This is a genomic window from Arthrobacter sp. TmtSoilC79 (assembly GCF_059739405.1).
This window is the reverse complement of sequence record NZ_AP046051.1, coordinates 920,611-934,016: the sequence shown is the minus strand read 5'-3', so window position 1 is coordinate 934,016 and position 13,406 is coordinate 920,611. Positions and strand designations below refer to the sequence as shown.

Below are 13,406 nucleotides of genomic sequence, written 5' to 3'. Positions count from 1 at the left end.
CATGTCCTTCCGTGATTCACTGGCAAACCGCGTCCGCACCGTCGGGCGCGGTTTCGCCGTCACTACAGCCCTCGGTGCAACAGCCGGCGCGGCAGCAGCTGCTTATGGCTGGTGGGAGAAGGACCAGTTCGAGGTCCGCCAGGAAACGTTGCCAATCCTCCCAGAGGGTTCAGCACCGTTCCGTATCCTGCACCTCAGTGACATCCACTTCGTCCCGGGTCAGGACAAGAAGGCCCAGTGGCTTGAGTCCCTGGCTGAGCTGAAGCCCGACCTCGTTGTCAATACAGGCGACAACCTGAGCCATGCAAAGGCCATTGATCCCCTGATCCAGGCTCTACGTCCGCTCTTGGAGTTCCCCGGCGTGTTCGTTCCCGGGTCCAATGACTACTACGCCCCGCGGATCAAGAATCCTGCCGGCTACTTCCGCGGACCATCGAGGCACAAGAAGGACCCCGTCAAACTCGATTGGCCAAAGCTCCGCTCGGCGTTCGGTATGGGTGGTTGGATCGATCTGACCAACCGTGCCCAGTCGGTGGTCCTGAATGGACTCCGGTTCGATTTCTCGGGAGTGGACGATCCCCACCTCAAACGCGAGCGGTATGCCGGCTGGCCTCGCGGAACCGTGAACCAGGATGCGCGCCGCCACCTGAAGGTCGCTGTGATCCACGCTCCGTACCAGCGCGTGCTGGACCACTTCACCGAAGCCGGGGCAGACCTGATCCTCGCGGGCCACACGCACGGCGGCCAGATCTGCATCCCCGGCTACGGCGCCCTCGTCTCCAATTGTGATCTCCCGACTTGGCGCGCCAAGGGCCTCCACGACTGGGAAAGCAAGGAATTCACGACGCCGGTGAACGTCTCAGGCGGCATTGGCACCTCACGGTTCGCACCGGTCCGCATCGCCTGCCGCCCGGAGGCAGTGCTGCTGACGCTCACGCCCCGCAACTAATCCCCGCGGATCATTACGATCCTCAATAACTGGGTCAAACATTTCACCGACGTTGCGTTCTCCTGTGAAACGAATCACGCCATGGCATAGGGTAGTTGCTACGGGAAACTACCTCCGCACCATCTGAAGATCCAGCTGTTGAGAAGCGGGCATGTCCAAGCAAACGTCATTTTTCACCTCCGTCGGCCGCCTGTACCCTCATGTGCGGCCCATCCTCGCCCGCCTTTTCATGGGCCTGATCTGCGCCTTGCTCGCGAGCATTGTTGCGTTGACGATTCCGCAGGTCCTGCGCGTCCTCGTCAACAACTCCTTGCAGCCCGGCGGTTCCACGGACGCAGTCTGGATTGCCGCCGTCGTGATTCTTGCGTTGGGTGTTGCTGAAGCGGGACTGGTGGCTTTGCGCCGGCAGTTCGTCATCAACCCGGCCACCACGGTTGAGACCAGGATGCGGGTGACCTTGTACGGCCACCTTCAGGAGCTCACCGTTGCGTTCCACGACCGTTGGGGTTCGGGCCAGCTGCTCTCCCGGGCCATGACCGACCTGAGCTTCCTGCGCCGCTGGATGGCCTTTGGTGCGATCATGCTGGTGGTCACCACGCTGACGGTGATCATCGGCGTCGGCGTGATGTTCTCGATGAGCTGGCAGCTGGCGCTGATCTTCCTGGGCGCGGCCGTGCCGATCATGATCAACTCTTTCCGCTTCCGCCGCCGCTTCAGCCTGGTCACCCGCCTTAGCCAGGACCAAGCCGGCGACCTCGCCACTACCGTGGAGGAATCCGTCCACGGCATCCGTGTCCTGAAGGCTTTCGGCCGGAGCCGCGAGGCACTGGAGAACTTTAATGGCCAGGCCGAGGAACTTCGCCAGACGGAGATCGCGAAAGCCAAGCAGCAAGCCGGTTTCACTTTGGTGGTCACGCTGCTTCCGGAGCTGGCCTTGGGGGTTGGTCTGGTGGTGGGCATCATGCTCGCGGCCAGCGGTCAGTTGAGCATCGGTTCGCTGGTGGCATTCTTCGCCACCGCCGCTGTTGTGGCCACGCCGGTGGAATTCTCCGGCATGCTCCTGGCCATGGCCCTGACCGCGAAGACCGCTTTGGACCGCCACTTCGAGGTCATGGACACGGAGAACACCATCACTTCGCCGGACCAGGCCTCGGTACCGGAGACGGTAAAGGGCGCCTTGCGCTTTGAGCACGCGGGGTTCGGGTTCGACGACGGCGGCTCGCTTTTGCACGACCTCACCCTGGATATCCGTCCCGGCGAGACCATGGCCTTGGTGGGCATCACTGGCAGCGGCAAGAGCGCCATGCTCCAACTGGTCCCCCGCCTGTATGACGTCACCGAAGGTGCAGTGACGATCGACGGCGTTGATGTCCGCGATTACGACGTTGAGGAGCTTCGCAGGATAGTGGCCGTGGCTTTCGAGGACACCACGCTGTTCTCCAGCTCCGTGCGGGACAACGTGCTCCTCGGCGCTCCCGATCCCAGCGACGCTGCCTTGGACGAAGCCTTGGACGTGGCGCAGGCCCAGTTTGCCTACTCATTGCCCGATGGCGTGGACACGCTGATCGGCGAAGAGGGGCTGAGCCTCTCCGGCGGCCAGCGCCAGCGCATTGCCCTGGCCCGGGCCATCGCGGCCAAGCCAAAGGTCCTGGTGCTGGATGATCCGTTGTCGGCCTTGGATGTGAACACCGAGGAAAGGGTTGAGGCCCGGCTGCGCCAGGTACTCCGCGACACCACCACGTTGATCGTCGCACACCGCCCTTCCACGGTGGCACTGGCGGACCGGGTGGCCTTGCTCGAAAACGGAACCATCACCGCCGTCGGGACCCATACGGAACTCTTGGCCGAAAACGATCACTACCGCTACGTCATTGCCAGCCTGGACGCAGGACCCAAGGACCTGGACACCGAAATGGACGAGCTCGAAGAAGCTGAGGAGGCCCGCCGGTGAGTGCCGCAACGTTCGGAACCGCCAACGAGGACAACACACTCCTCACCAAAGCAGACAGCAAAGCCGTACGACGCCGGTCGCTCACCTTGCTTGCCTCGCTCATCCGCCCGGTACGGTTGCGTTTCTGGCTGACGATCGTGATGGTGGTGGTCTCGCAGCTCACCCGGGTTGCCGGACCTGCACTGATCGCCTTTGGGATCGACAACGCCCTCCCTGCGCTGCAGGCGGGTGACAACGGCCCCTTGGTGCTTGCTGGTTCCCTCTATCTGGCAGCTGCGATTGCCACAGCTGGAATGACGGCGCTGTACGTGACCTCCACTGCCCGGCTAAGCCAAGCCATGCTGCTGGATCTTCGCTTGAGGGTTTTCCGGCATACCCAACGGCTGAGCCTTGAGTTCCACGAGAAATACACGTCCGGCCGGATCATCGCCCGTCAGACCTCTGATCTTGAAGCGCTCCGGGAACTCCTGGATTCCGGTGTCAGCTCCCTGGCCTCCGGCATGCTGTTCATGGTGTTCACCGCCTTCACCATCTTTGCCCTTGACTGGCGGAGCGGACTGATCGTCCTGGCAGCCGGCGTGCCCATGTTCTTCCTGGCCCGCTGGTACCAAAAGCATTCGCAGATAGCCTTCCGTGAGTCCCGCGTGGTCTCAGCCCGCCTGATCGTCCACTTCGTGGAAACCATGACCGGAATCCGCGCGGTGAAGGCTTTCCGCAAGGAGCGCGAGAATGCCTCCCGGTACGGCGAACTGGCCGAGGATTACCGCAAGAACACCGTCCGCTCCATCAACCTGAACGGCATCTTCCAGCCTGGCCTGGTGTTGATCGGCAACGTCTGCGTCGCCGTGGTCCTGCTATTCGGCGGTTTCCGGGTGCTCAGTGGCGACTTGGCTGTCGGCGTCCTGCTGGCACTGATCCTGTCCACCAAGCGCTTCTTCCAACCCGTGGACCAGATGGCCATGTTCTACAACTCCTTCCAGAGCGCACAGGCAGCATTGGAAAAGGTGTCCGGACTCCTTGAGGAAGTTCCTACCGTCCGTCCGCCCAAGAACCCTGTGGCGCTGAAGAGCTCCCGCGGCGAAATCGACTTCAAGGCCGTGGAGTTTGGCTATAGCGATGGCAAGGTTGTTGTTCCCAAGCTCGACCTGCACATACCGGCAGGGCAAACCGTTGCTTTGGTGGGCCAAACGGGCGCGGGGAAGTCAACGTTGGCTAAGCTCGTGGCCCGCTTCTACGATGTCACCTCCGGCGCGATCACGCTGGACGGCGTGGACCTCAGGGACCTGTCCACCACCGACCTCCGCCGCGCCGTGGTGATGGTGACGCAGGAAGCATTCCTGTTCAGCGGCTCCGTTGCCGACAACATCGCACTGGGCCGGCCGGAAGCGTCGCGGGCTGAGATTGAGGCGGCCGCTGCAGCGGTGGGTGCGCACGAGTTCATCATGAGCCTTCCCGAGGGCTACGACACTGACGTCAACAAGCGCGGTGGGCGGGTGTCCTCAGGCCAGCGCCAACTCATCGGTTTCGCCCGCGCCTTCCTGGCCGCACCGGCCGTGCTGATTCTTGATGAGGCAACATCCTCCCTGGACATTCCTTCCGAGCGCATGGTCCAGCAAGGACTGTCCAACCTGTTGGAAGGAGTGGCCGGTGGCAGAGGGGCCAGGACGGCAATCATCATCGCCCACCGCCTCTCCACTGTAGAGACGGCCGACAGGGTTCTGGTGGTCCATGACGGCCGCATTGTGGAAGACGGAACACCCGCCGAGCTGATCAGTGGAGGCGGGCGGTTTGCCCAACTGCACGGGGCGTGGCGCGACTCGCTGGTGTAGCTTCCGCTGCCTCGCGGCTGTGACAAGGGACACCGGCTCCTCGATTTCGCATCACGGGACGTTTCGGCTATTCTTGAACAGTTGCTTTCGCAGCGGATCGGGATGTAGCGCAGCTTGGTAGCGCGCTTCGTTCGGGACGAAGAGGTCGCAGGTTCAAATCCTGTCATCCCGACCAAACAAAGAGGGTCTTCCATTGGAAGGCCCTCTTTTGTGTTCCCTCGACTATCGCTGTACTCAAGAGATGGCAGGGGATTTCCAATCTGCCAGGGCAAAAGAAAACCCCGGGGCATCGCTCGTCACGCCCCGGGGTTTTCTTAACTACAATTGCTTTACATAGGGTCGGGCCAGTTGCCAATGGACATCGGCGTGTACGTGGTGTCGGTTGACTTGGTCGGCGCCGCCACACGCATAGGATCCGGCCAGTTACCAATGGCGCTTACTGTGCTTGAATCTGCAGCAGGAGCAGCAGAGACTACACCGGGAGCCGCAACCGCGAACGTCAGTGCGCCCGCCACGGCCACTGAAGCGATGATTTTCTTGAACATGATGTTGTACCCCAATGCGAGTCGGATTCGTTACGGAAATTGCACGGTCCCTGTTGACATACATTGTAAAATGTTTTCCACAGAGACTGTCAAGGTTTTGGTCAAAAGACACCTGTAGGAGGGACCCGTGGGAAACGGATTCGGCGAGAAGCTACGTGCCGAACGGCTCGAACGTGGGTTAACGCAGGCTGAGCTCGGCAAAAACCTGTATTCGCCCAGCTACATTTCGCTGCTTGAGACCGGCCGCCGTGAACCCACGGCCGAGGTCATCGAAGAGCTTGCACGCAGGCTCGAACTCGCTCCGAAGGCCCTGGAAGCGTGGAGCCAACCCGTTTCCGTGAGTGACGCGGAGTACGTCCTTGCCGGCCTGTATGCCCGGCAAGCCTGGGATCTTCGCGACTACCAACTCGCCGCCAGCCATGCAGCCACCGCCGCGCAGATTGCCCTCGAAGCCAAGAACAACAGCGCCTGGTGGAACATGACATACATGCAGGCCGAGTGCGTGATGAAGCAAGGCCAATTGAAGGAATGCCAGCAGATTGTTGAGCACCTCCTGGAGCACCCCATGGCCACGGAATCCGCAGGCCTTGGAGTGCGCGCCTGGCAGATGCTTGCCGCTGTGTGTCACGGACAAGGTCAGCTGGCCACCGCCGTCGAGCATGCAAAGCAGGCAGTAAAGCTGTCCGAGCAGCTGCCCAAGGGATCCACGCTCATCATCGGTGCGCACCGCGCGCTGATTGGTGCCCTTGCCGAGAGCGGCAAGCTTGATGAGGCCTGGGAGTACTGCCTGGCCATGATCGAGCACATGGACGAGCACTCCATGTCCCAGCTCGCCGGCGAGGTGGCCTGGGTGGTGGGCAACGTAGCTTTCATGCGCCACGACTACGTGGAGGGCATCAAGCACCACGAGCGGGCAGCCAAGCTCCTCTCCCCCGCCAACGACATTGAGCTGTGGGCGCGGTTCAACAAGGCTTCAGCGGCGGTCCGGCTTTCCTCCGGCATCGTGGAGCCGGAAACGCTCTCCGCCATTGAACGTGCAGAACTCGCGTTGTCCATTGTGGGCGGGAACAAGACGGACCAGCTGGAGGTCGCCTTCATCCGCGCACGCTGGCTGTACCTGACCGGTGACATTCCGGCCGCCGTCGGGAAGCTCCGCGAAATTCATGCAGACCGCAAGGTCCTGGCCAAGCACACCGCGGGGGAAGTCTCGCTGTTGCTGGGCAAGTCGCTCAAAGCAGCCGGCGAAGCCTCCGAGGCACTCCAGTTCCTTGAAGAGGCCCAGCATGATTTCAGCGCGGCCGGAGCCTCAGACAGGGTCCAGCAAGCCATGGACGCAGTCCTGGAGATCCGCCTGGCCGAGCGCCGTGCCGCGAAAGAACACTCGCAAGCCTGATCCAACCCCAAGCCTGATTAACCAAGTAAGTCGCCGTTAAGCGCGTTTTGAGGGGTCAAAACGCGCCTAATTGCGACTCAGTTGGGTCTTCTAGGCGAAGGTACGGCCCGTGAGTTTCTCGTACGCCTCGACGTAGCGTGCACGGGTGCGCTCCACTACCTCAGCGGGCAACGCCGGCGGCGGAGTGTCGGAGGACTTGTCCCAACCCGACTCTGCGGAAGTCAGCCAGTCGCGGACATACTGCTTGTCATAGGACGGCTGCGACTTGCCCGGCGCGTAAGTGGACGCATCCCAGAAGCGTGACGAATCCGGGGTGAGGACTTCGTCGCCCAGGGTGATGATGCCGGTTGCGGCATCAATGCCGAACTCCACCTTGGTGTCGGCCAGGATGATGCCGCGTTCACGGGCGATCTCCTCGGCGCGGGTGTAGATCTTCAGCGTGAGCTCGCTCAGGCGGGCAGCAATATCGTCGCCCACCATGGCTACGACGTCGTCGTAAGTGATGTTGACGTCGTGCTCGCCCACCTCGGCCTTTGCCGACGGCGTGAACAATGCCTTGTCCAGGCGGGAACCGTCCACCAGGCCCTCGGGCAGCGGGATCTCGCAGACCGTGCCGTGTTCCTTGTACTCCACCAAGCCGGAGCCAGTGAGGTAGCCGCGTGCGATGCACTCCACCGGGAACATATCCAGCTTCTTGCAGATCATGGCCCGGCCCTCGACGGCGGCAGGTACGCCACCCTCAACCGTGGAGGCCAGCACGTGGTGCTCAACCTCCAACTGGTCGAACCACCACAGGCTCAGCTGTGTCAGGACACGGCCCTTGTCCGGGATCTCGCTGCTCAGCACGTGATCATAGGCGCTGATGCGGTCACTGGCCACAACCAGCACGCACTCCTGGCCGATCTTCTCCGTGATGGCCTCATCTGCCGGAACGTAGAGGTCCCGGACCTTCCCGGAGTAGACGTGGGTCCAGCCTGGAAGATCCAGGGTCTCGGTCTCGAAACCGCCGGTGGGAAGAGAATCAGTCATGCTCAGGCCTGCACTTTCGGAATGGTGCCGGTAGCGGTGTACGGCACGCGGATTTCGCCGCGTGCGGCTTTGCCTCCGATGTCCGTGCGGAACTGTGAGCCTTCAAGCTGAACCAGCTCCACGCCGTCGTACGCTTTCTCGCGGGCCTCCACCAGATCGGAACCCAGCGCCACAACAGCCAGGACGCGGCCGCCGGCCGAGACCACCTTGCCTTCGTCGTCCAGCTTGGTGCCGGCGTGGACCACGTGGACGCCGTCCAGCTCGTCAACCTTCTTCAGGCCGCGGATGCGATCGCCGGTGCGGGGTGCGTCCGGGTAGTTTTCGGCGGCCACGACGACGGCGACTGCCGTGTCCTTGGACCAGCGCAGCTCTTCTGCGGTGTCCAGTTCGCCCTTGGCAGCTGCCAGCAGCAGCGCACCGAGCGGGGTCTTGAGGCGGGCCAGGACGGCCTGCGTCTCGGGGTCCCCGAAGCGGACGTTGAATTCGATGACGCGGGTGCCGCGGGACGTCAGGGCGAGGCCGCAGTACAGCACGCCCACGAAGGGAGTGCCGCGGCGGGCCATCTCGTCCACTGTGGGCTGGGCGACGCGGTCGATGACTTCCTGGACCAGGCCCTCCGGAGCCCATTCAAGCGGGGTGTAAGCGCCCATGCCACCGGTGTTGGGGCCTTCGTCGTTGTCGAAGATGCGCTTGAAGTCCTGTGCCGGGGACAACGGGACAGTGGTGCGGCCGTCGCAGAGGACAAACAGGGAAACCTCGGGGCCGTCCAGGAATTCCTCGATCACCACGGTTCCACCGGCGTCGAAGCATGCCTGGGCATGGGCCAGGGCCTCCGCGCGGTCCTTGGTGACCACCACGCCCTTGCCTGCTGCCAGCCCATCGTCCTTAACAACGTGGGGCGCACCGAAGGTGTCCAGGGCGTCGGCGGCTTCCTCGGCGTTGGTGGCAACGCGGGCCATGGCCGTGGGGACGTTGGCTTCGGCCATGATCTGCTTGGCGAAGGCCTTGGAAGCCTCCAGCTGGGCAGCTTCCTTGCTGGGACCGAAGACCGGAATCCCGGCTTCACGGACGGCGTCGGACACACCGGCAGCCAGCGGCGCCTCGGGTCCTACAACAACCAGGTCCACTGCCAGCTTGGTGGCGAGGGCGGACACGGCTTCCGGGTTGTTCCCGTCAATCGCGTGGGTGGGAACGAGTTTGCTGATGCCCGCGTTGCCCGGGGCCGCGTGGACCTCGGAAACGTTGGGATCTTCAAGCAGAGAGCGGACAATGGCGTGTTCGCGGCCGCCTGGGCCAATGACGAGTACCTTCACAGTCTTCAAGGGTACTTTGTGAAGGGCGCGCGGCCTAAGCTGTGTCACTCCCCGGACCCTGCTGCGCCCTAGACTTGGCTTATGCCCATGAGTTCGCATGAAACGTTCAACGTTGAGTCTGCGGTGGAACTGGCAGTGATCGAACGAAGTGGCTTTATTGAGTCCCGGCACATCGGCGCGGCCGTGGTTCTTGCCGGTGACGGCTCGGTGGTCACCCGTCTTGGTGACATCGATGCCCCCATCCTGGCCCGCTCCACCCTCAAACCCTTCCAGGCCTTGGCCTCCATGCAGTCGGGCGTGCCCTTGCGCGGCGCCCAGGTTGCTGTTGCCTGCGGCAGCCACACCGGTTCCCTTGACCACATGGATGTTGTGGAGGGCATGCTCAAAGCGGCGGGCGTCAAGGAAGAGAACCTCCAGTGCCCCAGCGCCTGGCCGCAGGACGAAACTGCCCGCAATTGGCTGGTCCGGTCCGAGCGCGGAGAGTCCAGGCTGGCTTTCAACTGCTCCGGCAAACACGCTGCCTTCCTGTGGGCCTGCACGGAGAACGGCTGGGACCTCCGCAGCTACCTCGAACCGAATCACCCGCTTCAGCAGCGGGTCCGGTCCGTCATTGAGGAATACACCGGAGAAACCATTTCCCACCTGGGGATCGATGGCTGCGGCGCACCCGTTGCCGCCGTGTCACTGACAGGGCTGGCCCGCGCCTATTCACGCCTGGCCAAATCCCCCGGTGACAAATCTTCCAATGCACGCGCGGCCACCATTGCCACGTCCATGTTGGACTACCCCTGGGCTGTGCAGGGCCGGGGCGAATCCAACACCGTGGTGATGGAAGAACTCGAAGTCCTGGCCAAGATTGGCGCCGAGGGCGTCCTGGTCCTGGCCACCCCCACGGGCGCTACGGTAGCCGTGAAGATGCTGGACGGAAACCTCCGCGCCACAACCCTGGTAGGGCTGACCCTCCTTGCCGTGAGCGGCGCCGTGGACATCCCCGCAGTTTCGAACGTCCTGGAACGGGTAGTTGAGCCCGTCCTTGGCGGTGGACGCACGGTGGGCAGGATCCGGTTGGGCCATGCAGTGTCCGCCCTGTTGGACTAGTAGCTGGACCAGTAGTTATGACGGACCAGTAGTTAAGAAGGAAAAAATCCATGGCAGTTGCACGACGCCGCGTTGATATCTCCGAGGGCCGCGCTGCGCTGGCAGCCTGGCAGGCCGCCGTCGGGCCTTCCCACAGTGAAGGTGAGCCGGGCGGCGCTGCCGGGACGCCGCCGTCGCGCGCTTTGATTGCGACGGCGGTGCGTTACTCCCTGGAGGAGGTCACCGCCCGCGCGCCCGGGAATTCCGTGGAAGTCCGTGTGCCGCCGTTCGGGGTGACGCAGTGCGTGGAGGGGCCCCGCCATACGCGCGGCACTCCCCCGAACGTCATAGAGACCGACGCCGCCACCTGGCTCTCGTTGGTCACCGGCACCCTTTCGTGGGCGGACGCCGTTTCAACCCACCGGGTCATGGCGTCCGGCTTGCGCGCCGACCTCTCCGAACTGCTCCCCCTCTAAGGAGTTTTTGTACAGCTAATGCCCCTAAGACCGTGTCTTAAGGGCATCAGCTGTACAAAAAGTATCCGGTTTAGTCCGGGCAGACCGGGGTGGTTGATTGCCCCTTCTTGCTCATCTCGAATTGCGGGATGGCGTCGGCAGCAGGGCCTCCGCGGAATTTCGGTGAGGGTTCCTGGCCGCCGCTGATCCGCTCCAGTTCCTGCTGGGCAAAGAGTTCTTCCTTGCCGAGCATGATGGCCGTGTCCTCGTTGGTGATTTCGCCGTTGAAAGCACGGAGCATGACGCTGCGGTCGAACTGACCTTCCCACTTGGCCACCACGAACGTTGCCACGCAGTTGCCGAGCAGGTTGACCACTACCCGCATGGAGTCCATGAGGCGGTCGGCTCCAAGGAGGAGCGCGACGCCGGCAACCGGGAAGATACCCAGGGCTGCGGCTGTCGCGGAGAGCGCCAGGAAGGACGAGCCGGGGACGCCGGCCATGCCCTTGGACGTCAGGAGGAGGACACCCAAGGCCGCCAGTTGCTGGCCGAGGTCAAGGTTGTGCCCGAAGGCCTGTGCCAGGAACAGCAGCGAAATGGAGAGGTAGATCGCGGCGCCGTCGAGGTTGAACGAGTAGCCGGTGGGAACCACCAGGCCTGTGGTGGCACGGGAGCAGCCGGCGTTGGTCAGCTTGGTCATGATGCGCGGCATCACAGCTTCTGTGGACGCGGTGCCCAGTGCCAGCAGGAATTCCTCGCGGGTGTACTTGAGGAATTGCCATAGTGGAACGCGTGCAAAGCCCCAAGCCACTACGAACAGCAAGCCAATGAAGATGATGGCCGCTCCGTAGCAGGCGGCTATCAGGAGGGCATAGGTGCTCAGCGTACTGATCCCGTACTGGCCGATAATGAAGGCCATGGCACCGAAGGCGCCGATGGGGGCAACCCTCATGATCCAAGACATGATCTTGAAGATCAGTTCGAGGACAGTTTCCATGAGGCTGATGACCGGCAGGCAGCGTTCGCGGCCGATGACCACAATGGCCGCGCCGAAGAAGACTGAGAAGAACAGCACCTGAAGCAGGCTGTTGTTGGCAAAAGCACCGATCACGCTGACGGGAATGACATCCAGGATGAACGCTGCGGCGTCCTTGGGGACGGCATGACCGGTTTTGGCGTCCAGTGCGTCCTGCGAGAGCGAAGCGGGGTCGATATTAAGGCCAGCACCAGGCTGAACGATGTTTCCTACGATGAGTCCGAAGACAAGGGCAAAAAGAGTGGCGCCGGTGAAGTACAGGAGCGCTTTGACCCCGACCCTTCCGACCGCTTTGACGTCGCCCACTGCCGAGATGCCCGTGACGATCACGAGGAAGATCAGCGGAGCGATGATCATTTTGATGAGTTGAATGAATCCATCGCCCAGTGGCCGAAGGGCGGACCCAATGGTCGGCCAAAAATGACCGATGAGCACACCTGCGACGACGGCGATCAGGATTTGAAAAAAGAGCGACTGGTACAGCCGCTTTTTCTTCTGCGGGGCCGAACTCGCCTTCAGCGCCGCGGAGTCTGGGATCTTCATTGTTCTGAACCAATCAGTTGTGAACAGCCTCACATTTTGTGGGGGTTTTTCAAATGTAGGCCTGCTTGTTCCATTCCGCAAGGGGGAATTCAGTTTCCATATTGTGGAAGTCACATTTGGTTTTTTGTACAGGTGATGCCCCAAAGGACGAGCCATGAGGGCATCAGCTGTACAAAACCTCAGCCCGTCCATCCCTGTTTGCGGAGCCCCTGGGATACCCGGGCCACCACCCACTTCCTGCCATGCGTCATGTCGATCTTGTTGATCTTTACCTGTCGCCAGCCAGCCTCTGAGACGCGCTGATCCCGATAAGCATCCAGAGCCTGCTGCTCTGGTAACAGATGATGAAGGCCCTCGTACTCAAGGCAGATCCGATACTCCGGGCATCCCAAGTCAGTCCACACCGGTTTGCCAAGCGCATCGTCTACCCGGCAGTTTGGAACGAATGCAGGAAGCCCGGCCTCTTCAAGCAAGAGCCGGAGCTTGGTTTCCGGCGGAGAATCAACACCCACGCGAAGCGACTCCAACGCGACGCGAGCCTTGCGGACGCCGTGAACACCGTTGGCCTTCTCCACGAAACTCTTGAGGGCTTGAAGGGAGACAAGCGCCACCCGGGGAGGGCCGAAGGTGCGGCTGTGCTCGCTGATAATGGCATCCCCGACCACGATCAAGTCGTCCATCGGCAGCATCGTGGCCAAATCCACCCAGGTTCGTGCCACAGACGTGAGGATAACCCCCTCCAGATCTGTGAGATCACCGTCCCTCAATGTCAGCCGATGGCCGGCCACTCCCCTCCGCCGAGGCAACGATCCATCCCTTGGCCGCGAGAGATGGATAAATCGTCCCGGCTCCCGAAAATGAGGGCCGCTCTTTGGTCCCCAGGGAATAGGTTCGACGACGGCGGTCACCGGCCCGCCGTCGTCGGGCCTGAACTGCGCCCAAGAGGGCAGCGGCAATCCCAGCACCTCAGCGGCACTGTTATGGCTCAAAAAGTCACCCTGACGGAGGTCAAGGTGGGGCCGGGCAACCTCCAGCAACGTCTGCGTCCGCTGCGGCACGCGGAGTCCCCGGCTGGGCACCAGAAGGTCCGATGCCCGGAGTCTCTTTGGGGCAACTCCAAATTCCGCAGCCGCAGCCAGAGTAAAGGCTTGGTCAGAAAGAGCCGGGGGAAGGGAAGACAACGGGCGCATGCCCCATTGAGTCACAACCGCTGAGGCGAGAAAGAGTTATCCACAGACCAGCTCCCTCAGACCGGATGTTTTGTACAGCTAATGCCCGGAAAGGGC

11 protein-coding genes and 1 tRNA gene are annotated in these 13,406 nt (G+C 62.4%); 7 read left to right on the top strand and 5 right to left on the bottom strand.

Features of this window, described 5'->3' with window-relative positions; translation table 11 throughout:
• Position 1 precedes the first annotated feature (1 nt).
• From AC6JA3_RS04445 to AC6JA3_RS04430, 4 genes are all read left to right on the top strand, one after another.
• Positions 2 to 949, top strand: a complete 948-nt coding sequence (locus AC6JA3_RS04445; protein WP_347782682.1) for a metallophosphoesterase — start codon at positions 2 to 4, stop codon at positions 947 to 949.
• A 151-nt stretch (positions 950 to 1,100) separates the two neighbouring features.
• Positions 1,101 to 2,900, top strand: coding sequence for an ABC transporter ATP-binding protein (locus tag AC6JA3_RS04440; protein WP_497919921.1), 1,800 nt, complete (start codon positions 1,101 to 1,103; stop codon positions 2,898 to 2,900).
• The gene (locus tag AC6JA3_RS04435; RefSeq protein ID WP_172323540.1) at positions 2,897 to 4,729 is read left to right on the top strand and encodes an ABC transporter ATP-binding protein; all 1,833 of its coding nucleotides are present in this window, start codon (positions 2,897 to 2,899) and stop codon (positions 4,727 to 4,729) included. Before AC6JA3_RS04440 ends, AC6JA3_RS04435 begins: the two co-directional genes overlap by 4 nt.
• A gap of 98 nt (positions 4,730 to 4,827) precedes the next feature.
• Positions 4,828 to 4,904: transfer RNA gene (locus tag AC6JA3_RS04430), tRNA-Pro, on the top strand.
• Between the two features lie 154 nt (positions 4,905 to 5,058).
• Here the strand turns inward: AC6JA3_RS04430 and AC6JA3_RS04425 are convergent.
• The gene (locus AC6JA3_RS04425) at positions 5,059 to 5,274 is read right to left on the bottom strand and encodes a hypothetical protein (protein ID WP_026546560.1); all 216 of its coding nucleotides are present in this window, start codon (positions 5,272 to 5,274) and stop codon (positions 5,059 to 5,061) included.
• 127 nt (positions 5,275 to 5,401) lie between these two features.
• Here AC6JA3_RS04425 and AC6JA3_RS04420 point away from each other — a divergent pair, with 127 nt between their 5' ends.
• Positions 5,402 to 6,667 carry a helix-turn-helix domain-containing protein gene (locus tag AC6JA3_RS04420; protein WP_026541398.1) on the top strand — a complete coding sequence of 422 codons (1,266 nt, stop codon included), beginning with the start codon at positions 5,402 to 5,404 and terminating at the stop codon, positions 6,665 to 6,667.
• Positions 6,668 to 6,757: 90 nt separating this feature from the next.
• On the opposite strand, the gene AC6JA3_RS04415 is transcribed toward AC6JA3_RS04420, so the two are convergent.
• Both AC6JA3_RS04415 and purD read right to left on the bottom strand, forming a co-directional pair.
• Positions 6,758 to 7,696: a phosphoribosylaminoimidazolesuccinocarboxamide synthase gene (locus AC6JA3_RS04415; RefSeq protein WP_026541399.1), complete on the bottom strand. Its 939-nt coding sequence runs from the start codon at positions 7,694 to 7,696 to the stop codon at positions 6,758 to 6,760.
• 2 nt (positions 7,697 to 7,698) lie between these two features.
• Positions 7,699 to 9,009 (bottom strand): phosphoribosylamine--glycine ligase, encoded by a 1,311-nt coding sequence (purD, locus tag AC6JA3_RS04410; RefSeq protein WP_026546562.1) that lies wholly within the window; start codon positions 9,007 to 9,009, stop codon positions 7,699 to 7,701.
• An 81-nt stretch (positions 9,010 to 9,090) separates the two neighbouring features.
• On the opposite strand from purD, the gene AC6JA3_RS04405 reads away from it, so the two are divergent.
• Positions 9,091 to 10,107: an asparaginase gene (locus tag AC6JA3_RS04405; RefSeq protein ID WP_026541401.1), complete on the top strand. Its 1,017-nt coding sequence runs from the start codon at positions 9,091 to 9,093 to the stop codon at positions 10,105 to 10,107.
• A 50-nt stretch (positions 10,108 to 10,157) separates the two neighbouring features.
• Positions 10,158 to 10,562: a sterol carrier family protein gene (locus tag AC6JA3_RS04400; protein WP_347782680.1), complete on the top strand. Its 405-nt coding sequence runs from the start codon at positions 10,158 to 10,160 to the stop codon at positions 10,560 to 10,562.
• Positions 10,563 to 10,632: 70 nt separating this feature from the next.
• Here AC6JA3_RS04400 and AC6JA3_RS04395 read toward each other — a convergent pair whose 3' ends face one another.
• Positions 10,633 to 12,120, bottom strand: a complete 1,488-nt coding sequence (locus tag AC6JA3_RS04395; RefSeq protein ID WP_223943681.1) for a cation:dicarboxylate symporter family transporter — start codon at positions 12,118 to 12,120, stop codon at positions 10,633 to 10,635.
• 179 nt (positions 12,121 to 12,299) lie between these two features.
• Positions 12,300 to 12,809, bottom strand: coding sequence for a putative endonuclease domain-containing protein (locus tag AC6JA3_RS04390; protein ID WP_497919920.1), 510 nt, complete (start codon positions 12,807 to 12,809; stop codon positions 12,300 to 12,302).
• Between the last annotated feature and the right edge of the window lie 597 nt (positions 12,810 to 13,406).